Origin of the sequence: Sphingomonas hankookensis (assembly GCF_001619955.1) — a bacterium.
Lineage (GTDB): Bacteria > Pseudomonadota > Alphaproteobacteria > Sphingomonadales > Sphingomonadaceae > Sphingomonas > Sphingomonas hankookensis_A.
In genome coordinates, this window is record NZ_LQQO01000063.1 from 138,117 (window position 1) to 162,412 (window position 24,296).

Below are 24,296 nucleotides of genomic sequence, written 5' to 3' on the forward strand. Positions count from 1 at the left end.
CCGGCTTGGGGGTGTTTGAACAGAAGCCTGCCCGGCCCCATGGGTTCCCCTCTTGGTACAAATCGGCTACGCGCCCGCGATGGCTACCAACCCGATCGCTCCGCCCGCCCTGCCTCTCACCGTCGATGACGTGCGCATGGCAGCGATGCGTATTGGCGGCTCGATCGTCCGCACGCCGACCCTGATCAGCCGCACGCTGTCGGAACTGACCGGCGCGACCGTCTATCTGAAATTCGAAAATCTCCAGTTCACCGCCGCTTACAAGGAACGCGGCGCACTCAACACCCTGCTGCAACTAGACGAAGCCACCCGCGCCAAGGGCGTGATCGCCGCCTCGGCGGGCAATCACGCGCAGGGTCTCGCCTATCACGGCAACCGTTTGGGCGTGCCGGTCACCATCGTCATGCCGCGCCCGACTCCGACCGTGAAGGTCATGCAGACGCAGAGCCACGGCGCGACCGTGGTGCTGGAGGGCGAGACGTTCGACGCCGCCTATGCCCATGCCCGCAAGCTGGAGGCCGAACAGGGCCTGACCTTCGTCCATCCGTTCGACGACCCGCGCATCATGGCGGGCCAAGGCACCGTCGCCCTGGAAATGCTGGAGGACGTGCCCGATCTCGACACGCTGGTCGTGCCGATCGGCGGCGGCGGCCTCATCAGCGGCATCGCCACCGTCGCCAAGGCAGCCGATCGCCCGATCGAAGTCGTCGGCGTGCAGGCCGAGCTGTTCCCGTCGATGTACAACCGGGTGCACGGCACCGCCATGGACTGCGCCGGCGATACGCTGGCGGAGGGGATTGCGGTCAAGCAGCCCGGCGGCCTGACCGCCGAGGTCGTGGCAGCGCTGGTCGACGACATCGTGCTGGTCAGCGAGCGCCAGCTCGAAGAGGCCGTGAGCCTGCTGGTCCAGATCGAAAAGACCGTGGTCGAGGGCGCCGGTGCCGCCGGCCTCGCCGCGCTGCTGGGGCATGGACCGCGGTTCAAGGGCAAGACCGTCGGCATCGTCCTGTGCGGCGGCAATATCGACACGCGCCTGCTCGCCAACGTCCTGCTGCGCGACCTCGCCCGCTCGGGCCGCCTCGCCCGGCTGCGCATCCGGTTGCAGGATCGCCCCGGCGCGCTGTTCCACGTCGCGAAGATCTTCCACGAACACACCGTCAACATCATCGAAGTCTATCACCAGCGCGTCTTCACGACGCTGCCGGCCAAGGGCCTCATCACCGACATCGAATGCGAAACCCGCGACCGCGAGCATCTCGACCGCCTGGTCGAAGGGCTGCGCACCGGCGGTTACGAAGTCAGCACGGTCGAACTGGCATGACCGGCACCATCACCGGCGCCTGTCTGTGCGGAGCCTGTCGCTACCGCAGCGACGCGCCGGTGATGAACGTCCGCGCCTGCCACTGCCGCCGGTGCCAGCGCGCGACCGGCAGCCCCTTCTATGCGCGGGTAATGGTGCCGCTGGCCTCGGTCACGATCGACGGGCCGGTCGCATGGTATGACGGCGATACCGGCGTCCGGCGCGGCTTCTGCCCGGCCTGCGGCTCGACGCTGTTTTCGGAACGCGCCACGGCCGGCACGATCGGGCTGACGATGGGCACGCTCGACCACCCCGAACGCTTCGCGCCCACCGATCACATCTGGGTATCGGCGAAGCAGCCATGGCTGAAGCTGGACGACGGCCTGCCGCAGTTTGCGGAAGGGCCGCCCGCCTGACGCACCGGCCCTACGAAATTCGCGGTTAACGCGCTTTTCGCCACGTCTTGTCATCGCCATATTCGCTGCATCATTCTATCGGGAGCTGCCCGATCCGAAGGAGCAATGGGTGACCGCGCCGTTTCGATTCCCCCGGTTCTTCGTCACCTCGCCTGCGCCCTGCCCCTATCTGCCGGGGCGGCAGGAGCGGAAGGTGTTCACCGAACTGAGCGGTGAGAATGCCGACGAACTGAACGAAGCGCTCGGCCGCATCGGGTTCCGCCGCAGCCAGTCGGTCGCCTATCGCCCCAGCTGCGTCGGGTGCAGCGCCTGCGTCTCCGTCCGCGTCGTCGCCGGCGATTTTTCGATGAACGCCACCCAGCGCAAGCTGATGCGCCGCCATTCGGACCTCGATATCCGCGCGTGCAAGCCATGGGCGACCGACGAACAATTCCGCCTGCTGCGCCGTTACCTGACCGCGCGCCATCCCGGCGGCGGCATGACCGCGATGGACGAATCGGACTTTGCCGACATGGTCGAGCATTCGCCGGTCACCTCCTGGGTCATCGAATATCGCGAACCCGCCGTCGATGGCGTCCCGGGCAAGCTGGTCGGCGCGTGCATCACCGACGAACAGGCCGACGGGCTGTCGATGGTCTACAGCTTCTTCGAGACCGACGACGATGCCCGCCCGGGCTTGGGCAACTTCATCATCCTCGACCATATCCGCCGCGCCCGCGCCAGCGGCCTGCCGCACGTCTATCTCGGCTATTGGGTACAGGGATCGCCGCGCATGGCGTACAAGACCCGCTATCGCCCGCTGGAGGTGCTGGGGCCGACCGGCTGGGCGCTGCTCGACGATACGCCCTCAGCCGCGACCGTCCCGGCATGACCGCCGCGCTGCTCGCCCTCGCGCTGGCGGCGCAACCCTCGGCCGGGCTGGAGCAACGCCGCGCGACGATCGTCCAGTTCGAGATCAAGCTGGCTGCTGGCCTGTCCCCGGCCGAAGAGGCTGCCGCGACCGAAGTGTTCGCCGCCGACACCCGCACCATCCGGCGTTGCGCCGATGCGGGCACCATCGGGGCGCGGTACAAGGCGGAGAAGCGTTTCTCCGGCTCGATCACCGAACGCCGCAACACCGCCTTCGCCGCGATCCCGATCGAGTTGCGCCGCGAACTGGACAAGGTCCCAACCGGCCATGCGACCCGCGTGTTCGGATCGGCCGGCGTCCGCCGCGTCTTGATCGCGTGCACCGTGCCCACCGTTCCGGCCGACCGGCGCGGCACGATCTGACCGATACGTCGCACCGGCAAACGCCGGGCATCCTGCCGCTCCTGCCCTACGCCGTCACCGAGAATCCCAGTCTGCGCCAGGATGAAGCCCAACCCGCGCCATTCGTCATTCCCGCGCAGGCGGGAATCCATTGCCGCCAGCTTTTGAGATCACCTCGGAACGTCAGCGTCTATGGACTCCCGCCTGCGCCCGAGTGACGGACCGGGTTGGAAAACCGGCAACTACCAACACGAACAGGCACCCGGTCCACATGGGACCGGATGCCTGTTCGAAACCCGTGATCGGGCGGACCAAAGCCCCGCCCGACGCCGAATCAGCCCTGGCGGGCCTTGAAGCGGCGGTTGGTCTTGTTGATGACGTAGATGCGCCCACGACGACGGATCACGCGGTTGTCCCGGTGACGATCCTTGAGCGACTTCAGCGAATTGACGATCTTCATGGGAACGGCTCTCAAACGGCAAAAGGGCCGCTCGCACGGCCGGAAAAGAGGCGTCCAGCTATCGCCGCGCGACCGTCCCGTCAAGATACAACCGCCGCCTCGCATCGAAACACTTGCGCAATGAACCCATCGCCGGGTGTCGCGCGTTGGATGGGTTGATGAACCGTGGCATATTCGGGGTGAGTACCATGAACAAGGCGTTGGGGTTTGGCGTGGCGGCAATGGCAGCCCTGCTGGGGAGCGGATGCACCACCGCCGGATCGCGGATCGCGCCGGTCGACGTCACCCGCTTCCACCTGAACCAGCCGATCGCGAAGGGCAGCTTCTCGATCGAGCCGGTCCAGACCATCCGCGCCGCCACCCCGGAATTTCAGACCTATGGCAATGCCGTGGCCCGGGAGATGGAAAAGCTCGGCTTCACCCGCGCCGGCACCCAGCCGTCGGAACTGATCGTCGGCGTCGCCTTCACCCGCGGGACCAAGGGCTTCGTCGAACGGCGCTCGCCCGTCTCGATCGGCATCGGTGCCGGCGGTGGCAGCGGCGGCTGGCGCGGCGGTGGCGTGGGCTTGGGCGGCGGAGTCGGCTTCGGCCTGGGCGGCGGTGGCCAGCGCGAGGTGATCGGCACCGAACTCGCCGTCCAGATTCGCCGTCGGGCCGACGGCACGACCATCTGGGAAGGCCGCGCGGTCACCGATTCGCTCGAAAACACCCCCGGCGCCCAGCCGGTATTTCAGGCCGACCGGTTGGCCAACGCGCTGTTCCGGAACTTCCCAGGCGAGTCGGGAATCACTACGACGGTGAAATGAGCATCACCATCAACGCCGCGTTCGACAGCGGCAATATCCGCGTCGTCGCCATTCAGGGCGATGTGATCGACCTCGATATCGTCGCCGATCACCAGTCCGACTTCTATCAGTGGTTCCACTTCCGCGTCGCCGGGGCGCGGGGGCGGACGCTGACCTTCCGCATCGTCAACGCCGCCGGATCGGCCTACGCCTTCGGCTGGCCGGGCTATCGCACCCGGATGAGCACCGATCGGCAGGCGTGGCGGCAGGTCGCTACCGACTATGCCGATGGCGTACTGACCTTCACCGCCACCATCGACAGCGAACTCGCCTGGTTCGCCTATTTCGCGCCCTATACGATGGAGCGCCACGACGACCTGATCGCCCGCATCGCCGCGCGGCCCGGCGTCACCCATCGCGAGCTCGGCCAGACGCTCGACGGCCGCGCGATCGACTATCTGACGCTGGGCGACGGCCCACTACAAATCTGGGCCTATGCCCGCCAGCATCCGGGCGAATCGATGTGCGAATGGTTCATGGAGGGGCTGCTCGAACGTCTCACCGATCCGAACGACGCGCTCGCCGCCGATCTGCGCCGGCGCATGACCTTTCACTGCGTGCCGAACATGAACCCCGACGGCTCGTTCCGCGGCCATCTGCGCACCAACGCCGCCGGCGTAAACCTCAACCGCGAATGGCACGCTCCCTCGCCCGAGCGCAGCCCGGAAGTCCTGTGCGTCCGGAATCGCATGGACGAAACCGGTGTCGACATCGCCATCGACGTCCATGGCGACGAAGCGATTCCCGCCAACTTCATCGCCGGCTATGAAGGCATCCCCAACTGGACCGACGACCACGGCGCCCGCTTCACCGCCTTCGGCGCGGCATGGGCGGCGGCGACGCCCGAATTCCAGACCAAGCTCGGCTATCCGGTGTCCGCGCCCGGACAGGCGAACCTGTCCATGTCGACCAACCAGCTCGCGAACCGTTTCGGCGCGCTCAGCATGACGCTGGAAATGCCGTTCAAGGATCACGACGACAATCCCGATCCCGAATATGGCTGGTCGCCGGAACGATCGAAGGCGCTGGCGCATAGCTGGCTGGAGGTGCTGGCGGACGTCACCCGGTGATCGTCCGTCCGGGCGGTCTCGACCATCCCGCCACCGCCCGGCTGCTGGCGGCGCATCTGGCCGACATGCACGCCAGCTCGCCGCCGGGCAGCGTCTACGCGCTCGACCTGTCGGCACTGGCGACCCCCGATATCGCCTTCTATACCGCATGGGACGGCGACACGCTGCTCGGCTGCGGCGCGCTGCGCACGCTGGGCGACGGCACGGGCGAGATCAAATCGATGCGGACCGACGCCACCGCCCGCGGTCGCAGCGTCGGACAGGCGGTGCTCGACCGCATCATCGCCGACGCCCGCATGGGCGGCCTGACCCGACTGCTGCTGGAAACCGGCACCGGAGCGATGTTCGACGCCGCGCACCGGCTCTATGCCCGGGGCGGCTTCGCGCCCTGCCCGCCGTTCGGCACCTACGTCGCGACCGACTTCAACCGGTTCCTCTCGCGCACGCTTTGAGCTAGGTGCACCGCAACAACAGCAACGGAGGTTCCATGCCCACGCTCGTCCTGATCCGCCACGGCCAATCGGCCTGGAACCTCGAAAACCGCTTCACCGGCTGGTGGGACGTGAACCTGACCGAAAAGGGCGAGGCAGAGGCCAAGGCGGCGGGCGAGCTGCTGATCGAAAAGGGGCATGACTTCGACCTCTGCTTCACCAGCTTCCAGACGCGCGCGATCAAGACGCTGAACATCGCGCTGGAAGCGATGGGCCGCCTTTGGCTGCCGGTCGAAAAGGACTGGCGCCTGAACGAGCGGCATTATGGCGGCCTGACCGGCCTCGACAAGGCGGAGACCGCCGCCAAGCATGGCGACGAACAGGTCAAGATCTGGCGCCGCAGCTTCGACGTGCCGCCGCCGCTCCCCGAAGCGGACAGCCCGTGGGACCTGTCGGCCGACCGTCGCTATGCCGGCATCGACATTCCGCAGACCGAAAGCCTGAAGGACACGATCGATCGCGTCCTCCCCTATTGGGAAAGCCGCATCGCGCCCGAACTCAAGGCCGGCAAGCGTGTCCTGATCTCCGCCCACGGCAACTCGCTGCGCGCGTTGGTGAAGCATCTGTCGGGCATCCCGGATGACGAGATTACGGGTCTCGAAATCCCGACCGGGCAGCCGATCGTGTACGAGCTGGCCGACGACCTGACACCGACGGATCGGTACTATCTGAGCAAGCGGTAAGGGACAGGCACTCCCTATCCCCTGCGTTGGGCGGGCGGGTACAGCACGGAGCATCCTGCTCAAACACCCCCGTCCGCATACTCAAACGCCCCCATCCGTTCGTGCTGAGTAGGGATTGAGCTTGTCGAAAGCCCGTATCGAAGCGCGCCCAGGCAGTCCTTCGATACACCGCTTCGACAAGCTCAGCGGCTACTCAGGACGAACGGGAGGGGACAAGAAGCCATTCCTACCCCCACCCACCCCGTTCGGTTCGAGCAGCTTCGAGCCTGTCGAGAAGCGCCCGTCGAGAACCCGGTCGTTTGGGGCAACCCCTTCTCGACTACGGTTCTCGACAAGCTCGAACCTGCGCTCGAAGCAAACGGAGGGGCGTTGGCAGGAAAGAGTACAAACCCCTTTCCTACACGCCCCACCCCCGCCAAACTCCCCACCGGCCCCTCACCCCGGCCACCGCTCTTTGACACCGCCGCCCGACCCACCGCGCAAACATCGCACGAGTGTGAACTTAGTGAACTTTGCCCGCAAACGCGCGACGCCGCGAAACCGTCGTTAGCGTGAACTTAGTGAACTTTGGCCACGCCGGCACCCGCGCCCGAACACGCCACTAGTGTGAACTTAGTGAACTTTGGACTTTGAATATGCCCGTACGGCATCCTTCCGCTTGCCCTGTTCAACCCCCTTCCCTAAGCAGCGCGCTTCCCCAAAGCGTTTCGGGCAGACAATGAACGACGTGACCCTGGTCGGCATCATCATGGGCAGCACTTCGGACTGGGACACGATGGCGCATGCCGCCGACGTGCTGACCAAATTGGGCGTCCCCCATGAAACAAAGGTCGTCTCTGCCCACCGCACGCCGCAGCGGCTGGTCGATTATGCCACCAGCGCGGTCGACCGTGGGCTGAAGGTCGTGATCGCCGGGGCCGGCGGCGCCGCCCACCTGCCCGGCATGGTCGCCTCGATGACCCGCCTGCCCGTGCTCGGCGTACCGGTCGAATCCAAGGCGCTGAAGGGCATGGATAGCCTGCTCTCGATCGTGCAGATGCCCGGCGGCGTGCCGGTCGGCACGCTTGCCATCGGCAAGGCAGGCGCGATCAACGCCGGCCTCCTCGCCGCCTCGATCCTCGCGACCCACGACGAGGCTCTGGCCGAACGGCTCGACGCGTGGCGCAAGGCGCAGACCGACAGCGTGGCGATCGACCCGCAATGACGGCTTTGCCCCCCGGTTCGACCATCGGCATCATCGGCTCGGGCCAGCTCGGCCGGATGATCGGCGTCGCCGCCGCGCAGCTCGGCTATCGCATCCATGTCTATGCCCCCGACAGCGGTCCGGCCAACGACATCGCCTTCGCGCATAGCCGCGGCGCCTATGACGATGTCGACGCGCTGAAGGCCTTCGCCGCCCAGGTCGACGTGGTCACCTACGAGTTCGAGAATATCGCCGCCGCCCCGATCGAGGCACTGGGCGACAAGGTCCGCCCCTCGGCCCGCTCGCTGGCCGTCGCGCAGGACCGCGTCCGCGAAAAGAGCTTCGTCGAGCAACTGGGCGGCCGCCCGGCCCGCTGGGCCGAAGTCGCCGACCGCGCCGCGCTCGACGCCGCGATCGCGCAGGTCGGTTGCCCGGCGGTGCTCAAGACCACCCGCTTCGGCTATGACGGCAAGGGCCAGGCCCGCCTGATGGCACCCACCGACGCCGACGCCGCATGGGAATCGATCGGCGGCGGACCGGCGATCCTCGAAGCGTTCGTCGGTTTCGAGGACGAGTTCTCGGTCGTCCTTGCCCGCGGCCTCGACGGCGCGGTCGTCACCTACCCGACGCCCAAGAACGTCCACAAGGCCGGCATCCTCGACACCTCCACCGTCCCCGCCCCCGCGATCGCCCCTTGGTGCGCCGAGGCGGAGGCACTGGCGGCGAAGGTCGCCGAGGCGCTCGACCATGTCGGCGTCCTGACCCTCGAATTCTTCTGCGGCCGCGACGGCGCGGTGTTCAACGAAATGGCCCCTCGCGTCCATAACTCAGGCCACTGGACGATCGAGGGCAGCGAGACCTCGCAGTTCGAAAACCACGTCCGCGCCGTCCTCGGCCTCCCGCTCGGCAGCGTCGCGATGACCGCCAAGCGGGTCAAGATGACCAACCTGATCGGCGACGACGTGGCGGCCTGGCCCGCCCTGCTCGCCGAACCCGGCGCGCACCTCCACCTCTACGGCAAGCACGAAGCCCGCCCCGGCCGCAAGATGGGCCATGTGACGCGGGTGACACGCTAAACCCCAAGCGTCACCCCAGCGCAGGCTGGGGTCTCCCGGTTATGTCACGGACAAGAGCCGCCAGAGACCCCAGCCTTCGCTGGGGTGACGCCCGTGAATGGAAGGGCGAGGGTCTTACCCCTCCACCCCCAACTGCCACAGCACGAACGCCATCTCCTCGGCAGCTTCCTTCAGGCTCTCCCACCGCCCCGACTTGCCGCCATGGCCCGCGCCCATATTGGTCTTGAGCAGCAGCACATTGTCGTCCGTCTTGGTCGCCCGCAGCCGCGCCGCCCACTTCGCCGGCTCCCAATAGGTCACGCGCGGATCGTTCAGCCCGCCCGAAATGAATACCGGCGGATAGGGCTGCGCCGTCACGTTGTCGTAAGGGCTGTAGGACGCGATCAGCTCGAACGCCGCCTTGTCCTCGATCGGATTGCCCCATTCGGGCCATTCGCCCGGCGTCAGCGGCAGGCTGTCGTCGAGCATGGTGTTCAGCACGTCCACGAACGGCACGCTGGCCACCACCGCACCCCATAGCTCGGGGTCGGAGTTCATCACCGCACCCATCAGCTCGCCACCGGCCGACCCACCGGCGATCGCAATCTTGCCCTGGTCGGTAAAGCCCAGCTCGATCAGCCCCTTCGCCACATCGACGAAGTCGTTGAAGGTATTGGTCCGCTTCTCCAGCTTCCCGTCCAGATACCATTGCTGGCCGAGGTCATCGCCGCCCCGGATATGGGCAATGGCGAACGCCATGCCCCGGTCGAGGAACGACATGCGGCTGGTCGAGAAACCCGGCGGGATCGCATAGCCATAGGCGCCGTAGCTGTAGAGATAGAGCTTGCCCGTCCCGTCGCGCGGGAAGTCCTTGGGATACACGACCGAACACGGGATCGCGGTGCCGTCGCGCGCGGTGATCTCCAGCCGCTCGGTCGCGTATTTGTCCGGGTCGTAACCCGACGGAATCGTCTGCACCTTGCGGACGGTCAGTTCGCCACTCGCCACGTCATAGTCATAGACGGTGCCCGGCGTGACCATCGATTCATAGCCGAGCCGCAGCGTGTCGACGTCATATTCCGGATTGTCGCCCAGCCCGACGACATAGCTCGCTTCCGGAAACTCGATCGGCCGCGCCGGCCCGCCGGCATAATCATGCAGCCGGATCTGATCGAGCCCATCGAGCCGTCCCTCCACCACGAACAGCTTTGCGAAGGTCGTGACCCCGGTCATGTAGAAATGCGGGTCGGCCGCGATCGCCTCCTGCCAGTCGCTCGGGGCTTCCAGCGGAGCGGTCGCCAGCCGGAAGTTCGGATGGGTATCGTTGGTGTGGATGAAGAGGGTGCCGTCATGCTCCTCCACATCATATTCGACGCCTTCCTCGCGCGCCTTGACCAGCAGCGGCTCGGCGGTCGGATCGTCCGCTGGAACCAGCCGCACCTCGCTGGTGACGTGATCCCCCGCCGAGATGACCAGGAACCGCCGCGACTGGGTTTCCCCGACCGACACCCGCCAGCCTTCGTCGGCCTCGTGGTACAGCTCGACATCCTGCTCGACCGGCGTCCCGATCCGGTGCAACCGGGCATTGTCCGTCCGCCACTGCTCGTTGGCGAGGCCGTAGAGGAACCCGCCCGAATCCGCCGTCCACACCAGTTCGGACAGCGTGCCCGGGATCACATCATCCAGCAGTTCGCCGGTCGTCAGGTCCTTGACCCGCGCCTCGAACCGCTCGCCGCCGTCATCGTCGATCGCATAGGCCAGCAGCCGCCCGTCCGGGCTGACCGACAGCGCGCCCAGCCGGAAATATTCCTTGCCCTTGGCCAGCGCCGGTTCGTCGAGGATCAGTTCATCCTCCCCACCCGCCACCGGCCGCCGCCACCAACGACGATATTCCCCACCGGTCTCGAAATCGGACCAATACCACCAGTCGCCATCACGCTGCGGCACGGTGGCGTCGTCTTCCTTGATCCGGCCGCGCATCTCGGTGAACAGCGTGTCGATCAACGGCTGGTGCGGCGCCATCACCGCCTCAAAGTACGCGTTCTCGGCCTTGAGATAGTCGAGGACCGCCTCGTCCTCGACCTTCGGGTAATTGGGGTCGCGCAGCCACGCCCACGGATCGGACACGGTAATCCCGTGGCGTTCGTAGCTGTGGGGGCGCTGTTCGGCGATCGGCGGAATGGGCTTCGTCATAGCCGCCCATGTGGGACGGACGCGTGCGGAAGTCGAGCGAGCTTGTGGCTTTTGCGCAGCCGTTTCGACTGATACGAGCGGCACATGACCATCCACACCGAACGCCTCGCGGCTCTGCGCGCCCATCTCGCCACGCTCGACCTGACCGGCTTCGTCGTACCGCTGACCGACGAGTATATGAGCGAATATGTCGGCGACTATGCGCAGCGCCTCGCGTGGCTGACGGGGTTCAAGGGGTCGGCCGGCAGCGCCGTCGTGCTCGCCGACACCGCCGCGATGTTCACCGATGGCCGCTATACCTTGCAGGTCCGCGAGCAGGTCGACGCCGCCGACTGGCAGTTCGTGCAGGTTCCCGCGACGTCGATGGCCGATTGGCTGCGGACCAACGCGCGCGAAGGCGACCGGATTGGCTTCGATCCATGGCTGGCGACGGTCGACTGGGTTGCGGCCACCGAACGCGCGCTGGCCGATGTCGGCGCGGCGCTGATGCCGGTCGACGCGAACCCGATCGACGCGCTGTGGACCGACCGTCCCGCCCCCTCGCCCGCGCCGATGACGGCGCAGGACGATAGCCTGACCGGCCGCACCTCCGCCGACAAGCGCGCCGCGGTCGGCGAATGGCTGGCCGAGCGCCGCGCCGATGCCGTCGTGCTGACCGCACTCGACTCGATCGCATGGACCTTCAACGTGCGCGGCAGCGATGTTGCGCGTACCCCGGTCGCGCTTAGCTATGCGATCGTCCATGCCGATGGCACCGCCGAACTGTTCGCTGCACCCGGCAAGGTCGGCGAAGACGTCGCCCGCCACTTGGGCAACGCCGTCACCGTCCGCCCGATGACCGACTTCGCTGCAACGCTAGGGCGTTTCGCTGGCAAGCGCGTCGCCGCCGATCCCGACCGCGCCGTCGCCGCGATCCACGAAGCGCTACGCCGCGGCGGCGCGACGGTGGTCGCCGAGCGCGACCCGACCGTGCTGGCCAAGGCAATCAAGAACCCGGTCGAGATCGCCGGCCATCGCAGCGCCCAGGCACGCGACGGCGCGGCGATGGCCCGCTTCCTGAAATGGTTCGAGGAAACCGCCCCCTCCGGCACGCTGAGCGAACTGTCGGCATCCGACCGCCTCGAAGCGATCCGCGGCGAAACCGGGCTGCTTCGCGACCTGTCGTTCGACACGATCAGCGCGACCGGCGCCCACGCCGCCAGCCCGCATTACAAGGCGACGGTCGAGAGCAACGCGCCGATCCTGCCCGGCCAGCTCTACCTGATCGACTCCGGTGGCCAATATGCCGACGGCACGACCGACATCACCCGCGTCATGCCGGTCGGCGAGGTGTCCGACGAAATGCGCGACCGCTTCACCCGCGTGCTGAAGGGCCATATCGCGATCGACACCGCCATCTTCCCGGACGGCACCCTCGGCGGGCATATCGACGGCTTCGCACGGCGGCCGTTGTGGGAGGCCGGGCTGGATTATGCCCATGGCACCGGCCACGGCATCGGCGCCTTCCTGTCGGTACATGAAGGTCCGCAGCGGATCGGCGCCCCCAATTATCCGGGTGGCGGACCATTGGAGCCGCTGCGCGCCGGCATGATGCTGTCCAACGAACCCGGCTATTACAAGGCGGGTAAATACGGCATTCGGATCGAGAACCTGCTGCTGGTGGTCGAGTGCGACATTCCCGGCGGCGACCTGCCCATGCTGGCGTTCGAAACGCTGACCTTCGTACCGATCGAACGGTCTCTGATCGTCCCGGCCCTGCTGACCCATGCCGAACGGGCCTGGGTCGACGCCTATCACGCGCGGGTCGAGGCGTTGCTGACGCCGCTGCTCGATAACGAAACCGCGGCATGGCTATCGGCAAAATGCGCTCCGCTTAGCTGAGGTCGAGCGGGTTGCGTGCCCATGCGCCAACCAGAGCATGATGCAATGCAATCGATTGTTGCAATTTACTCCGTGACGCGCGACAAGCGTCGCGTCGGCGTCAGACCGATGTGCAAGGAGCAGGATCGACCATGGCGCCCCCGATGAAACCGCACCTGTCCCTACCCCGCATCCTTGAGATGAACCTCGGGTTCCTCGGCCTGCAGTTCAGCTTCGGGCTGCAACAGGGCAACATGGCGCCGATCTACAGCTATCTGGGCGCGGATGAGTCGCAGCTGCCCCTGCTGCAGTTGGCCGGGCCGCTGACCGGACTGCTGGTACAGCCGCTGATCGGTGCGCTGAGCGACCGTACCGATAGCCGCTGGGGCCGGCGGACGCCCTATTTCGTGATGGGCGCGGTGCTGTGCTGCTTCGGCCTGTTCTTCATGCCCTTGTCGAGTTCGATCCTGATGGCGGTGTCGCTGCTATGGATCCTCGATGCCGGCAACAACATCACGATGGAGCCGTATCGCGCCTATGTCAGCGACCGGCTGAACGAGGATCAGCACCAGATCGGCTTCCTCACGCAGAGCGCCTTTACCGGCCTGGCGCAGATGCTGGCCTTCCTCACGCCCTCGCTGCTGGTGTGGGCGGGGATGAACCAAGACTGGGTCGATACCCACAATATTCCCTACACGGCGCGGGTCGCGTTCATGGTCGGGGCGGTGCTGTCGATCTCGACGATCCTGTGGTCGATCCTGCGCGTGCCCGAACTGCCGCTGACCCCGGCGGAAAAGACCGCGATCGCCGCCAAGCCCAAGTCGTTCGGGGCGACGCTCGCCGAAATCGGCAGCGCGATCCGCGACATGCCGCTGGCCATGCGCAAGCTCGCGCTGATGAGCCTGTTCCAATGGTACGCGATGATGGCCTATTGGAATTACGTCATCTACACGATCGGCCGCTCGGTCTACGGCACCGCCGATCCGACCTCGTCCGGGTTCCATTCGGCGGTGCTGACCAATGGCGAGATGGCGGCCTTCTATAACGGCGTCGCGTTCCTGGCCGCCTTTGCCATGGTCCCGATCGCACGGCGGATCGGAGCCGCGCCGCTCCACGCACTCAGCCTGATCGCCGCCGGCATCGGCATGGTCTGCCTGCCGCATGTCACGTCCAAGGCGCTGCTGTTCCTGCCGGCGGTCGGCATCGGCCTCGGCTGGGCCAGCATCATGGGCAATCCGTACATCATCCTTGCCGGATCGATCCCGCCGGAGCGGACCGGCGTCTATATGGGCATTTTCAACATGATGATCGTCATCCCGATGCTGATCTTTTCGGCAACGATGTGGCTGTTCTACCAACCCCTGCTGGGCGGCGACCCGCGCAACGTGCTGACGCTGTGCGGCGTGCTGATGTTCTGCGCAGCGGTGGCGGTGTGGAGCGTGCGTGAGCGCAACGCCGATGGCCTGCCGGTCGGAGCGATCCGTTGAGCGCAGCCCCTACCGCACCGACGCGCTGGTCGGCCGAGCAGGTAGCGCGGATCGCGCCGGACGGCCCGGACCGGCTGCCGATTCTGAGCCCCGCCGACATCGTGCCGATCGATCCCGCATACGACTTCTGGGACATGTGGCAGATCGCCCGCGCAGACGGGTCGACGGTGTTCGTCGACGGGCGGAGCTACTGGTTCTTCCTTGGCACGCCGCGCTTCGACGATCCGGAGGCACGGCATGATGCGGCGCGCATCTACCTGACCAGCCATGGCGCGGATGGCTGGCGGCTGCATGGTGCGGCGTTCCCGGACGGCTTTACCCCCGGTAGCCGCGAATGGTCGGGGTCGGCGGTGCTGGCCGACGATGGTGCGACGCTGACGATGTATTTCACCGCCGCCGGCCGGCGGGACGGGCCGCACAGCTTCGAACAAAGGCTGTTCGAGACGGTCGGTCGTTTTACCGTCGAGGGCGACGACGCGCGGACGGAGCACTGGTCGACGCCGGTGGAGAGCGTCGTGGCAGACGGCGCATGCTACCGCATCGCGGACGAGGTCGAGGCGCCGGCAACCGGCATCAAGGGGTTTCGCGATCCCGGCTTCTTCCACGATCCGGCGACCGGTCGTGACCATCTGCTGTTCGTCGGATCGGCGGCATGGACCGATGCCCAGCTGGACGGGGTGATCGGCATCGCCAGCCGCGAGCGGGCCGATGCGCCATGGCAGCTGGCGACGCCGCTGGTCGACGCGATCGGCGTGAACAGCGAGCTGGAACGCCCGCACATCATCCTGCGCGACGGGCTCTATTACCTGTTCTGGTCGACCCAGGCGAAGCGCTTTGCCCGCGGCCTGCCCGCCCCCACCGGGTTGTACGCGATGGTCGGCGACAGCATGGACGGGCCATGGCGGCCGGTGAACGGCAGCGGCCTCGTCGCCGGCAACCCGGCGGCCGAGCCGACGCAGGCCTATTGCTGGTGGGTCACCGGCGAGGGACAGGTCGCCGCGTTCGTCGACTATGCCGGGCTGAACGGAGCGGATGCCGCCGCCGACGTGGCGCTGCGCCGCGCCCGGTTCGGTGGGACCGCCGCCCCGTTCTTCCAGCTCGATTTCACCGGCGACCGGGTGACGATCGCCGGTTCTGGCGCCCCTACAGGTTAAGCAGCGCCGGGTCGCCGCCCTTCGCCATGATGTTGATCGAGGTGGAGCGTTCGGCGGCGTAGCGCAGCAGCGCATCGGGTCCGCCGGCCTTCGGACCGGTGCCCGACAGCCCTTCGCCGCCGAAGGGCTGGACGCCGACGACCGCGCCGATGATCGAGCGGTTGACATAGACATTGCCCGCCGGAACCAGCGCGGCGACTTCCTCGGCAAAACGGTCGATGCGGCTGTGGATGCCGAGCGTCAGGCCATAGCCGCGTGCCGCCAGCCTTCCCGCGACCGATGCGAGGTCGGCGGGGTCGTAGCGATAGACGTGCAGCACCGGGCCGAACACCTCGCGTTCGAGGAAGTCGGGGCTGGGCACTTCGGCGATGACCGGCGCGAAGTACGTGCCGCGCGAGTCGTGGCCGCGGGCGTCGGCGCGGAACAGGATCTTCGCCTCGCGCTCGAGGCGTTCGACATGGGCATTGAGGGCATCGCGTGCCTCCGCGTCGATCACCGGGCCGATATCGGTCGCCGGATCGGACGGATCGCCGATCACCATGCAGCCGGCCGCACCAACCAGCGTCTCGATCGTCGCGTCGGCGGTATCCTGGGGCAGGTACAGCAGGCGGAGCGCCGAGCAACGCTGCCCCGCCGAGCCGAAGGCGGAGAGGAGCACGTCGTCGACCACCTGTTCGCGCAGCGCACTGGTATCGACGAACAGGCCGTTCAAGCCGCCGGTTTCGGCGATGAACGGCAGGATCGGACCGTTGCGGTTGGCGAGGCTGCGGTTGATCGCCCAGGCGGTGTCGGTGCCGCCGGTGAAGGCGACGCCGGCAATGGCCGGATGCGCGACCAGCGCCGCGCCGACCTCCGCCCCGTCGCCCGGCAGCAGCGCCAGCAGATCGGGATCGAGCCCGGCCGAATGGAACAGGCGGACGGCTTCGGCGGCGACCAGCGGCGTCTGTTCGGCGGGCTTGGCGAGGACGGCGTTGCCGGCGGCGAGCGCGGCGGCGACCTGTCCGGTGAAGATCGCGAGCGGGAAATTCCATGGGCTGATGCAGACGAACACGCCGCGGCCGTGGAGTTCGATCTGGTTCACTTCGCCGACCGGCCCCGGCAGCACGGTCGGACCGGCGAAGCGGGTTTCGGCCAACAGGGCATAATAGCGGCAGAAATCGATCGCCTCGCGCACTTCGGCTACCGCGTCGTTCAACGTCTTGCCGGCTTCGGCGGAGAGAATCGCGATGAAGCGGTCCATCTGCGCATCGAGGGCGTCGGCCATGGCGCGGAGGATTTTCCCCCGGGAAACTCCGCCCATGGCGTTCCAGCGGGGCTGGGCGGCACGGGCGAGCGCGGCGGCGCGGTCGATTTCGGCGGGGGTGGCGGCGGTGACGGAGCCGATGGTCCGGCCATGGTCGACCGGGCTGGCCATGGGCACGGCGCCGGTGCCGGCAAGGGTCTGGCCACCGACGATCGGGCCGGCGTGGATGGTGGCGAAGGTGTCGCGAACCGACATTGCCCGGGCGCGGACCGAGGCGATGGAATAGTCGCGGCCAAGGGGGTTGCCGCGGCCGGGATAGATGCCGGATGGGGACGGGAGGCGCGGATGTTGACGCGGGGTCGCCGCAACCGCCGCGACCGGATCGGCGACCAGCGTCGTCGCCGGCACTTCCTCGTCCAGCAGGGCATTGACGAAGCTGCTGTTGGCGCCGTTTTCGAGCAGGCGACGGACGAGATAGGGCAGCAGTTCCTCATGCCCGCCGACCGGCGCATAAGCACGCAGGATCAAGGCGTTATCGCCGATAGTTGCCGCCGCCTGTCGGTACAGCCCCTCGCCCATGCCGTGCAGCCGCTGGTGCTCGATCCGCACGCCGGCGCGGTCGGCCATGTGGCGCACCGCCATCAGGCTGTGCGCGTTATGGGTCGCGAACTGCGGGTAGAGCGCCGGCGCCGCCGCGATCAACTTATGCGCGCACACCAGATAGGACAGATCGGTCGCGGCCTTCGACGTGAACACCGGATAGCCAGGATGGCCAGCGATCTGCGCGCGCTTGACCTCGCTGTCCCAATAGGCGCCCTTGACCAGCCGGACCATGATCCGCCGCCCGGTGTCGCGCGACAGCCGTTCCAGCCCGTCGATCACCCCGCGCGCACGCTTGCCATAGGCCTGCACCACGACGCCGAGACCGGTCCAGTCGCCCAGCTCGCTCTCGCGCGCCAGCCGGTCGACCAGCTTGAGCGACAGGGCGAGGCGGTCGGCTTCCTCCGCGTCGATGGCGAGGTTGAGATTGTGGCGCGCGCCGATCAGCGCGAGGCGCTTCATGCGCGGATAGAGGTCGGCGAACACGTCGTCGGTCCGCACCGCTTCATAGCGCGGGCACAGCGCCGAAAGCTTGACCGAGACGCCATGCCCTTCCTCCGGCGTGCTGCCGGGCGCGCGGGCGCGGCCGACCGCCTCGATCGCGGCGGCGTAGATATGTTCATAGCGTTCGGCATCGGCGGGGGTGCGCGCACCCTCCCCCAGCATGTCGAACGAGCAGAGATAGCCTTCCTTCGCGGCACGCTTCAGCGCGGCCTCGATGGTCGAACCGAGCACGAACTGGTCGCCCATGATACCGACCGCGGCGGCCAGCGCACGGCGGATGACCGGTTCGCCCAGCCGCCCGGCAAGGCGGCGGATCGTCTCGCCGATGCCGGCCGGCCCTTCGTCGCCGACCAGCTTGCCGGTCAGCGTCAGGCCGATGGTCGAGGCGTTGACGAACAGGCTGGACGACTGGCCCAGATGCGCTGCCCAGTCGGCGGTGCCGACCTTTTCGGCGATCAGCCGGTCGCGGGTCGCGGCGTCGGGGGTGCGCAGCAGCGCCTCGGCCAGACACATCAGCGCCAGCCCCTCCTGCGTGCCCAGCGAGAATTGCTGGAGAAAGCCCTCGACCACGCCGGGCTTGGCGGCGGCGGCGCGGGTGCGTTCGACCAGCTTCGCGGCCTTGGCGACGATCTCCGCGCGGTCGGATTGGGTCAGCGGCACCTGGGCAAGCAACTGCGGGAGCAGGACGCTCTCGTCGATGAACTTGTCGGCGTCCAGGGCATCCCAATCGATCGCGGGCATTCGTCTCTCCGTATGTCGGTTCGTCGGTATATCGCGGTTGAAGACAAAGGTGCTTCGTATGTTGGGGCGATCAGACGATAGTTTTCCTGGATAAGGGCGTTAGTATCGCCTGATCTTCGGACGTGGTAGAAGAAGAAGCGGGACCCCGGGTCAAGCCCGGGGTGACGTAGAGTGTGGGAGAGGTGGTTGCGATGGACCAGACGGACCGGAAGTTGCTGCGGGTGTTGCAGGGCGATGGGCGGATCACCAATCAGGCGCTGGCGACGCAGTGCGGCCTGTCGCCCGCCGCCTGTTTCGAACGGGTGCGGCGGTTGCGCGAGAGTGGCGTTATCCGGGGGTACGCCGCGCTGCTCGATCCGGGAAAGCTCGACCGGTCGCTGCTGGTATTCATCGAGGTACTATTGGACCGCACCACCGACGACGTCTTCACCGCCTTTGCCAACCATGTCCGCGACCTGCCGGAAGTGTTGGAATGTCATATGGTTGCGGGCGGTTTCGACTATCTTTTAAAGGTTCGCATGGCCGATATGGATGCGTATCGGGCGTTCCTGGGCCGGACGCTGACGACCGTGCCCGGGGTACGCGAGACGCGGACCTATGCCGTGCTGGAGGAAGTGAAGGCGACGACCGCGCTGCCGCTCTAAGCCGCGCTCAATCCTGTTCGACTACCAGATAGACCATCGACTGGGTGAGCAGGACATAGGCGATTTCGCCGAAGGTGACGGGACCGGTCATGTCGCCCGGCCGCTCACCCTCAAGTCCCGCGTACATATAGTTCAGGATGCAGTTGCAGCTGAACACGACCTCGCCACCCGGGCTGCCCAGTTGTTCGGCGAATTGCCGCGGATAATCCTCGACCGGGCGGGCGAAGCGATAGGCGACATGGCCATAGACCGGGGCGAAGAAGGTTACACGCCCGGTCGCCTCGTCGATCCCCGCGGTCGCGACATTGACCATCGTGCCGTTGTAATCGGCGACCAGCGGCAGCCGGGTGTCGATGCCGTTCGCGGCGATATGATCGACCAGCCGGGTCGGCACGCCATCGACCGACACGTGTTCGACGGTAAAGCCGGTATCGGTGTCGAAGGTCAGCACCGGCCCGTCCATGTCGGGCGCGAACAGGTTGACGATATCGGCACGGGCAAAGGCATGGTCGGGCAGCGCGACATGCAGCACCACCGCCCGATCGTCGGCCGAACGACCGCTGCGCCCGTCGAACACTTTCGGACGGTCGGTCGCGGCGGCTTGCCCCGCGACGCCGGTGACCCAGCCCACCACCGGGCGGCGGAACATGTCGGGCCATTCGATGCCGTGGAGCGCGAAGTCGCGATGGACCTCGCTCTGCCCCGGGATCAGCAGGATGGTATAGCCATTGTCGGGACCGAGCGCCGCCATGTCCGGCAGGGCGGCGCGATCGAGCATCCCGACCCATGCGACCGAGGCGAAGGCGGGCATCCGCTGGACGAAGATGCGGTCGGGCGCATGCGCCCCGCCGGCTTCGGCGGTCATGAAATAGGGGCTGGTGCCGCCGACCCATTCGCCCCGGGGCAGCGCGGCGAGCAGGCGCTCCTCCCCCGCCAAAATCAGGGTTTCGCCGGCGGCCAGCATCGCGGCGACCTCGTCGACGCTGTACAGCGACCGGTCGGCATGGAACGGGTTCGACGCGGTCATTGGGGCTTCCCCTGAAAGATCGTGGCATAGTCTTCGCGGGCGAAGCGCAGATTGTCGCGGAAGAAGCGGCGCAGTTCCTCGACCAGCGCCGGCCGGTCGGCATCGTCGCGGGCATAGGCATGGGTCAGGCGGATCATCAGGATGCGCAGCGCGAGGCATTTATACGCCGGGCGGACCGCGCCCGACAGCACCGCGTCCCAACGGGGATCGGCTGCCGAAGGAATATCGATTGTATCTGTCATGCCTTCCGGACCTCTCACCCGGCCTGCGATAACGGCATGCGCTTTAACATGGAGTATACGTCTGTAGCGGCGCGATCCGTGGCATTTCGGGATCGCTTCACCGTCACGGCGCGTTTGCGCCATTGCGCGGGGATGCAGGCATGATAGCCTGCCGTACATCACCCGCAGGAGGGGAGACGACACGATGGTTGCCGTTGCCGACACCCGATATTCGGTGCTTGCCCTGTCCGATGGCACGCCCCCGCCCGCGCTGAACGACGTGATCGAGCGGCTGCGCGCGACGTTGCTGCCGCTGGGGCGGGAGAATGAGCGCAACATGCTGGGCGCGCGGATCGACCGGTTCGTCAGCGAGGCGGACCGGCAGGTGATCCTGCTGGCGCATGGTGCCGGGTGCCGCGCGGCGGCGTGGTGGGCGCGGCTGTCGCCGTCGCATTATGTGCAGCGGGTGGCGGGCGCGATCCTGGTCGATCCGATGGTCGCGGATGGCGACAGCCGCTTCGCATCGCCCGCGACCCTGCTGCCGTTCCGGTCGATGACGCTCGACAGCACCGGGCGGATCGAGACGCTGGCACGCGAATGGGGCAGCGAGGTGATGCCCGGCGACAGCGCGGCGCGCGGTGGCGGGTTGCTGCGGCTGATCGACCGGTTGAGCGGTGCGGTGGTCGCGCATGATGTGCGGACGGCGGAGAGGCTGGTGGGGTTGGGGTAGGGTTCCGGCCGACTTCTCTCTTTCCCGGCCGCTCTCTACCCTCCCCCCGTTTGCTTCGAGCGGAGGTTCGAGCCTGTCGAGAACCGTAGTCGAGAAGGGGGCGCCCCAAACCGGGGGTTCTCGACGGGCGCTTCTCGACAAGCTCGAAGCTGCTCGAACCGAACGGTAGGGTATGGTGGGAACCGCCCTCACCCCCGGCGCCTGGGCATCAACGCATTGCGCATCGCGAAGCTCGAATTGATCCGCGTCACGCCGGGCAGGCGCGACAATATGTCGGTGTGCAGCGCCTCGTACGCCGCTGCCGATTCGACCGCGACGCGCAGCCAGTAATCGGACTGGCCGGTCATCAGCCAGCATTCCTGAATCTCCGCATGGCGGCGCACCGCCGCTTCGAAGCGGGAAAGATATTCCTCGGTCTGGCGCTCCAGCGTCACCTGCACGATCACCGTCGCGCCATGGTCGGCCGGGTCGGCGCGGGTGACGACGGTATAGCCGCGGATGACGCCGGCATCCTCCAGCAACCGCACCCGGCGGAGACAGGCGGAGGGTGATAGCCCGACCTCCGCCGCCAGCGCGTTGTTGGGGCGGCGGGCGTCGAGCCGCAGCAGGTTCAGCAATTTGCGGTCGATGGCGTCGAGGTTCATCTTCGTTGCGTCCAACCCGCCAATTATTGCGTACCTACGCTATTACGGCAGAAGATGCGGCACAATCGCAAAACCTGCGATACTATCTGCGCTACGCTGGGCTTACGGAGAGCATGGAACGATGGCATTGCTGACGATCGACCTGAACGCGCTGGTCGCCAATTACCGGACGATCGCGGCGACCGTCGCCCCGGCGCGGGCGGCGGGCGTGGTGAAGGCCGATGGCTATGGCCTGGGCGCAGGGATCGTCGCCGATGCGCTGTACCGCGCGGGGTGCCGCGATTTCTTCGTCGCGCTGACCGGGGAAGCCACCGCGCTGCGCCCGACCCTGCCCGCCGATGCTCGGCTGTTCGTGCTCAACGGAATCGCGCCGGGCGAGGAAGCGGCGCTGATCGCCGCCGATGCGGTGCCGGTGCTCAACTGCCCGGCGGATATCGAGCGCTGGGCGGCGGCGGGGCGGATCGCCGGGCGGCGGCTGCCGGCGGCGGTGCAGGTCGACAGCGGCATGTCGCGGCTGGGGCTGGCCCCGGACGAGGTCGCGGCGATCGCCGCCGACCCGACGATGCTGGGCGGGATCGAGCTGGTGCTGGTGATGAGCCACCTCGCCTGCGGCGACGAACCGGGATCGGGCGCGAACGCGGCGCAGCGGGCGCGGTTCGACGAACTGGCGGCGATGCTGCCCCCGGCGGAGCGGTCGCTGGCCAATTCGGGGGGATCGTTCCTGGGCGGCGGGTTTCATGGCGACCTCGTCCGGCCGGGAATCGCGCTCTATGGCGGGGCACCGCAGGACGGGCGGCCCAATCCGATGCGGCCGGTCGTCGCGTTGGAGGCGCGGATCGTGCAGTGGCGCGACGTGCCGGCGGGGACCGGCGTGGGCTATGGCCTGACCTCGGTCGCAAGCCACGACCGGCGGATCGCGACCCTGTCCTATGGCTATGCCGATGGCTGGCCGCGGATGCTGAGCAACCGGGGCGCGGCCTATGTCGCCGGGGTACGCGCGCCGATCGCCGGGCGGGTGTCGATGGACAGCATCTGCATCGACGTGACCGATGTGGCCGTAGACCTGCTGGTCGCGACACCCAATGCGGAGCTGATCGGCCCGCACCAGAGCATCGATGCGGTCGCGGCGGATGCCGGAACCATCGCCTATGAAATCCTGACCAGCCTGCGCCACCGCCATGCCCGGCGGATCGTGGCCCTCACCCAACAAGAGGACGCAACATGCGGATCGTGATCCTGGGCGCGGGGGTGATCGGCGTCACCTCGGCATGGTATCTGGCCCAAGCGGGGCATGAGGTCGTGGTGATCGACCGGCAGGCCGGCCCGGCGCTGGAGACGAGCTTCGCCAATGCGGGCGAGATCTCGCCGGGCTATGCCTCGCCCTGGGCGGCGCCGGGCATTCCGGCCAAGGCGATGAAGTGGCTGTTCATGCAACACGCCCCGCTTATCCTGCGGCCGCAGATGGACCTGGCGATGCTGCGCTGGCTGGTCGCGATGCTCGGCAACTGCAATGCGCGCGACTATGCGGTGAACAAGGGGCGCATGGTGCGGCTGGCCGAATATAGCCGCGACAAGCTGATCGAACTGCGCGGCGCCACCGGCATTGCCTATGACGAGCGGTCGCAGGGCACGTTGCAGCTGTTCCGCGAGGAGAAGCAGCTGGCCGGGATCGACAAGGATATCGCGGTGCTGAAGGCCGATGGCGTCGCGTACGAAGTGCTCGACCGCGCGGGCTGTATCGCTGCCGAACCTGGGCTGGCGGGGAGCAATATTCCGCTGGCGGGCGGCTTGCGGTTGCCGGGCGACGAGACGGGCGACTGCTTCAAGTTCACCAACCGGCTGGCCAAGATGGCGGCGGCAGCGGGGGTCGAGTTCCGCATGGGCACGACGATCCGCCGGCTGGTCCGGCAGGGCGGCCGGATTGCGGGGGTCGAGACCGATGCGGGCATGGTGACGGGGGACGCCTATCTGGTGGCGCTCGGCAGCTTTTCGCCGAAGCTGGTCCGGCCGCTGGGGCTGAAACTGCCGGTCTATCCGGTGAAGGGTTATTCGATCACGGTGCCGATCGTCGACGAGGGGCGCGCGCCGGTGTCGACGCTGCTCGACGAAAGCTACAAGGTCGCGATCACCCGGCTGGGCGACCGCATCCGCGTGGGTGGCATGGCGGAGATTTCGGGGTTCAACAACGACCTGCCCGAAGCGCGGCGGGCGACGCTGGAATATTCGCTGGGCAGCCTGTTCCCCGGCGCGGGTGATACGTCGCGAGCGAGTTTCTGGAGCGGGCTCAGGCCGATGACGCCGGACAGTACGCCGGTGGTGGGGCCGACGAAGTTCGGCAACCTGTTCCTGAACACCGGACACGGCACGCTGGGGTGGACCATGGCATGCGGATCGGCGGCGGTGATCGCCGACCTGATGTCCGGCAGGCGCGCGGCGATCGAGACGGAGGATTTGTCGATCGCTCGGTATTGAGCCAAAGGCTCGTCATTCCCGC

General features: G+C 67.4%; 23 protein-coding genes. 17 read left to right on the forward strand and 6 right to left on the reverse strand.

Translation table 11 applies throughout. From position 1 onward, the window contains the following. Positions 1–79: 79 nt before the first annotated feature. The 4 genes from AVT10_RS17400 to AVT10_RS17415 all read left to right on the forward strand — a co-directional run bounded on the left by AVT10_RS17400 (position 80) and on the right by AVT10_RS17415 (position 2,988). On the forward strand, positions 80–1,321 hold the full coding sequence (locus AVT10_RS17400; protein WP_066694593.1) for a threonine ammonia-lyase: 1,242 nt from the start codon (positions 80–82) through the stop codon (positions 1,319–1,321). After that, entirely contained in the window at positions 1,318–1,716 is a 399-nt protein-coding gene (locus AVT10_RS17405; RefSeq protein ID WP_066694441.1) for a GFA family protein, read from the forward strand. Before AVT10_RS17400 ends, AVT10_RS17405 begins: the two co-directional genes overlap by 4 nt. 109 nt (positions 1,717–1,825) lie before the next feature. Next, the gene (locus AVT10_RS17410; protein WP_066694442.1) at positions 1,826–2,587 is read left to right on the forward strand and encodes an arginyltransferase; all 762 of its coding nucleotides are present in this window, start codon (positions 1,826–1,828) and stop codon (positions 2,585–2,587) included. After that, on the forward strand, positions 2,584–2,988 hold the full coding sequence (locus AVT10_RS17415) for a hypothetical protein (protein ID WP_066694444.1): 405 nt from the start codon (positions 2,584–2,586) through the stop codon (positions 2,986–2,988). Before AVT10_RS17410 ends, AVT10_RS17415 begins: the two co-directional genes overlap by 4 nt. Before the next feature lie 313 nt (positions 2,989–3,301). On the opposite strand, the gene ykgO is transcribed toward AVT10_RS17415, so the two are convergent. Beyond that, on the reverse strand, positions 3,302–3,427 hold the full coding sequence (gene ykgO / locus AVT10_RS17420; RefSeq protein ID WP_055755695.1) for a type B 50S ribosomal protein L36: 126 nt from the start codon (positions 3,425–3,427) through the stop codon (positions 3,302–3,304). 188 nt (positions 3,428–3,615) lie between these two features. On the opposite strand from ykgO, the gene AVT10_RS17425 reads away from it, so the two are divergent. From AVT10_RS17425 to AVT10_RS17450, 6 genes are all read left to right on the forward strand, one after another. Next, complete coding sequence (locus tag AVT10_RS17425; RefSeq protein ID WP_066694447.1) at positions 3,616–4,233, forward strand: DUF4136 domain-containing protein; 618 nt, start codon at positions 3,616–3,618, stop codon at positions 4,231–4,233. After that, positions 4,230–5,342 carry a M14 family metallopeptidase gene (locus tag AVT10_RS17430; RefSeq protein WP_066694449.1) on the forward strand — a complete coding sequence of 371 codons (1,113 nt, stop codon included), beginning with the start codon at positions 4,230–4,232 and terminating at the stop codon, positions 5,340–5,342. The genes AVT10_RS17425 and AVT10_RS17430 overlap by 4 nt, the downstream gene beginning before the upstream one ends. Then, complete coding sequence (locus tag AVT10_RS17435; RefSeq protein ID WP_066694450.1) at positions 5,339–5,794, forward strand: GNAT family N-acetyltransferase; 456 nt, start codon at positions 5,339–5,341, stop codon at positions 5,792–5,794. The genes AVT10_RS17430 and AVT10_RS17435 overlap by 4 nt, the downstream gene beginning before the upstream one ends. Before the next feature lie 35 nt (positions 5,795–5,829). Then, on the forward strand, positions 5,830–6,516 hold the full coding sequence (gpmA, locus tag AVT10_RS17440; protein ID WP_066694452.1) for a 2,3-diphosphoglycerate-dependent phosphoglycerate mutase: 687 nt from the start codon (positions 5,830–5,832) through the stop codon (positions 6,514–6,516). Positions 6,517–7,234: 718 nt separating this feature from the next. Then, positions 7,235–7,720 carry a 5-(carboxyamino)imidazole ribonucleotide mutase gene (purE, locus tag AVT10_RS17445; protein ID WP_066694455.1) on the forward strand — a complete coding sequence of 162 codons (486 nt, stop codon included), beginning with the start codon at positions 7,235–7,237 and terminating at the stop codon, positions 7,718–7,720. Continuing rightward, positions 7,717–8,775, forward strand: coding sequence for a 5-(carboxyamino)imidazole ribonucleotide synthase (locus AVT10_RS17450; RefSeq protein WP_066694457.1), 1,059 nt, complete (start codon positions 7,717–7,719; stop codon positions 8,773–8,775). Before purE ends, AVT10_RS17450 begins: the two co-directional genes overlap by 4 nt. Before the next feature lie 114 nt (positions 8,776–8,889). Here AVT10_RS17450 and AVT10_RS17455 read toward each other — a convergent pair whose 3' ends face one another. Further along, positions 8,890–10,947 carry a S9 family peptidase gene (locus AVT10_RS17455; protein ID WP_066694460.1) on the reverse strand — a complete coding sequence of 686 codons (2,058 nt, stop codon included), beginning with the start codon at positions 10,945–10,947 and terminating at the stop codon, positions 8,890–8,892. 84 nt (positions 10,948–11,031) lie between these two features. On the opposite strand from AVT10_RS17455, the gene AVT10_RS17460 reads away from it, so the two are divergent. From AVT10_RS17460 to AVT10_RS17470, 3 genes are all read left to right on the forward strand, one after another. Further along, positions 11,032–12,828 carry an aminopeptidase P family protein gene (locus AVT10_RS17460; RefSeq protein WP_066694461.1) on the forward strand — a complete coding sequence of 599 codons (1,797 nt, stop codon included), beginning with the start codon at positions 11,032–11,034 and terminating at the stop codon, positions 12,826–12,828. A 131-nt stretch (positions 12,829–12,959) separates the two neighbouring features. Further along, positions 12,960–14,294, forward strand: a complete 1,335-nt coding sequence (locus AVT10_RS17465; RefSeq protein WP_066694464.1) for an MFS transporter — start codon at positions 12,960–12,962, stop codon at positions 14,292–14,294. Further along, positions 14,291–15,448 carry a glycoside hydrolase family 68 protein gene (locus AVT10_RS17470; protein WP_084401854.1) on the forward strand — a complete coding sequence of 386 codons (1,158 nt, stop codon included), beginning with the start codon at positions 14,291–14,293 and terminating at the stop codon, positions 15,446–15,448. Before AVT10_RS17465 ends, AVT10_RS17470 begins: the two co-directional genes overlap by 4 nt. Here AVT10_RS17470 and putA read toward each other — a convergent pair. Then, positions 15,438–18,536 carry a bifunctional proline dehydrogenase/L-glutamate gamma-semialdehyde dehydrogenase PutA gene (gene putA, locus AVT10_RS17475; RefSeq protein ID WP_066694465.1) on the reverse strand — a complete coding sequence of 1,033 codons (3,099 nt, stop codon included), beginning with the start codon at positions 18,534–18,536 and terminating at the stop codon, positions 15,438–15,440. The genes AVT10_RS17470 and putA overlap by 11 nt on opposite strands. A 191-nt stretch (positions 18,537–18,727) precedes the next feature. Here putA and AVT10_RS17480 point away from each other — a divergent pair, with 191 nt between their 5' ends. Next, a complete protein-coding gene (locus AVT10_RS17480; RefSeq protein ID WP_066694470.1) occupies positions 18,728–19,180 on the forward strand; it encodes an Lrp/AsnC ligand binding domain-containing protein in 453 nt (150 codons plus the stop codon). A gap of 7 nt (positions 19,181–19,187) precedes the next feature. Here AVT10_RS17480 and AVT10_RS17485 read toward each other — a convergent pair whose 3' ends face one another. Next, positions 19,188–20,207 carry a DUF6976 family protein gene (locus AVT10_RS17485; protein ID WP_066694472.1) on the reverse strand — a complete coding sequence of 340 codons (1,020 nt, stop codon included), beginning with the start codon at positions 20,205–20,207 and terminating at the stop codon, positions 19,188–19,190. Continuing rightward, positions 20,204–20,449 carry a hypothetical protein gene (locus tag AVT10_RS17490; RefSeq protein ID WP_066694475.1) on the reverse strand — a complete coding sequence of 82 codons (246 nt, stop codon included), beginning with the start codon at positions 20,447–20,449 and terminating at the stop codon, positions 20,204–20,206. The genes AVT10_RS17485 and AVT10_RS17490 overlap by 4 nt, the downstream gene beginning before the upstream one ends. Before the next feature lie 184 nt (positions 20,450–20,633). Between AVT10_RS17490 and AVT10_RS17495 the strand changes: the two genes are divergently transcribed. Further along, the gene (locus tag AVT10_RS17495; protein ID WP_066694478.1) at positions 20,634–21,158 is read left to right on the forward strand and encodes an alpha/beta hydrolase; all 525 of its coding nucleotides are present in this window, start codon (positions 20,634–20,636) and stop codon (positions 21,156–21,158) included. Between the two features lie 188 nt (positions 21,159–21,346). Here AVT10_RS17495 and AVT10_RS17500 read toward each other — a convergent pair whose 3' ends face one another. Next, positions 21,347–21,802: an Lrp/AsnC family transcriptional regulator gene (locus AVT10_RS17500; protein ID WP_066694480.1), complete on the reverse strand. Its 456-nt coding sequence runs from the start codon at positions 21,800–21,802 to the stop codon at positions 21,347–21,349. A gap of 121 nt (positions 21,803–21,923) precedes the next feature. On the opposite strand from AVT10_RS17500, the gene alr reads away from it, so the two are divergent. Both alr and AVT10_RS17510 read left to right on the forward strand, forming a co-directional pair. Then, complete coding sequence (alr, locus tag AVT10_RS17505) at positions 21,924–23,036, forward strand: alanine racemase (protein WP_066694481.1); 1,113 nt, start codon at positions 21,924–21,926, stop codon at positions 23,034–23,036. Next, a complete protein-coding gene (locus tag AVT10_RS17510) occupies positions 23,024–24,274 on the forward strand; it encodes a D-amino acid dehydrogenase (RefSeq protein WP_066694482.1) in 1,251 nt (416 codons plus the stop codon). The genes alr and AVT10_RS17510 overlap by 13 nt, the downstream gene beginning before the upstream one ends. The last annotated feature ends 22 nt before the right edge of the window (positions 24,275–24,296 follow it).

Excerpts from the sequence above, each read along its gene's own strand:
- AVT10_RS17400 (WP_066694593.1), top strand. The coding sequence starts at position 80 with ATGGCTACCAACCCGATCGCTCCGCCCGCCCTGCCTCTCACCGTCGAT.
- AVT10_RS17405 (WP_066694441.1), top strand. The coding sequence starts at position 1,318 with ATGACCGGCACCATCACCGGCGCCTGTCTGTGCGGAGCCTGTCGCTAC.
- AVT10_RS17415 (WP_066694444.1), top strand. The coding sequence starts at position 2,584 with ATGACCGCCGCGCTGCTCGCCCTCGCGCTGGCGGCGCAACCCTCGGCC.
- ykgO (WP_055755695.1), bottom strand. The coding sequence starts at position 3,427 with ATGAAGATCGTCAATTCGCTGAAGTCGCTCAAGGATCGTCACCGGGAC.
- AVT10_RS17425 (WP_066694447.1), top strand. The coding sequence starts at position 3,616 with ATGAACAAGGCGTTGGGGTTTGGCGTGGCGGCAATGGCAGCCCTGCTG.
- AVT10_RS17430 (WP_066694449.1), top strand. The coding sequence starts at position 4,230 with ATGAGCATCACCATCAACGCCGCGTTCGACAGCGGCAATATCCGCGTC.
- gpmA (WP_066694452.1), top strand. The coding sequence starts at position 5,830 with ATGCCCACGCTCGTCCTGATCCGCCACGGCCAATCGGCCTGGAACCTC.
- purE (WP_066694455.1), top strand. The coding sequence starts at position 7,235 with ATGAACGACGTGACCCTGGTCGGCATCATCATGGGCAGCACTTCGGAC.
- AVT10_RS17450 (WP_066694457.1), top strand. The coding sequence starts at position 7,717 with ATGACGGCTTTGCCCCCCGGTTCGACCATCGGCATCATCGGCTCGGGC.
- AVT10_RS17455 (WP_066694460.1), bottom strand. The coding sequence starts at position 10,947 with ATGACGAAGCCCATTCCGCCGATCGCCGAACAGCGCCCCCACAGCTAC.
- AVT10_RS17460 (WP_066694461.1), top strand. The coding sequence starts at position 11,032 with ATGACCATCCACACCGAACGCCTCGCGGCTCTGCGCGCCCATCTCGCC.
- AVT10_RS17465 (WP_066694464.1), top strand. The coding sequence starts at position 12,960 with ATGGCGCCCCCGATGAAACCGCACCTGTCCCTACCCCGCATCCTTGAG.
- putA (WP_066694465.1), bottom strand. The coding sequence starts at position 18,536 with ATGCCCGCGATCGATTGGGATGCCCTGGACGCCGACAAGTTCATCGAC.
- AVT10_RS17480 (WP_066694470.1), top strand. The coding sequence starts at position 18,728 with ATGGACCAGACGGACCGGAAGTTGCTGCGGGTGTTGCAGGGCGATGGG.
- AVT10_RS17485 (WP_066694472.1), bottom strand. The coding sequence starts at position 20,207 with ATGACCGCGTCGAACCCGTTCCATGCCGACCGGTCGCTGTACAGCGTC.
- AVT10_RS17490 (WP_066694475.1), bottom strand. The coding sequence starts at position 20,449 with ATGACAGATACAATCGATATTCCTTCGGCAGCCGATCCCCGTTGGGAC.
- AVT10_RS17495 (WP_066694478.1), top strand. The coding sequence starts at position 20,634 with ATGGTTGCCGTTGCCGACACCCGATATTCGGTGCTTGCCCTGTCCGAT.
- AVT10_RS17500 (WP_066694480.1), bottom strand. The coding sequence starts at position 21,802 with ATGAACCTCGACGCCATCGACCGCAAATTGCTGAACCTGCTGCGGCTC.
- alr (WP_066694481.1), top strand. The coding sequence starts at position 21,924 with ATGGCATTGCTGACGATCGACCTGAACGCGCTGGTCGCCAATTACCGG.
- AVT10_RS17510 (WP_066694482.1), top strand. The coding sequence starts at position 23,024 with ATGCGGATCGTGATCCTGGGCGCGGGGGTGATCGGCGTCACCTCGGCA.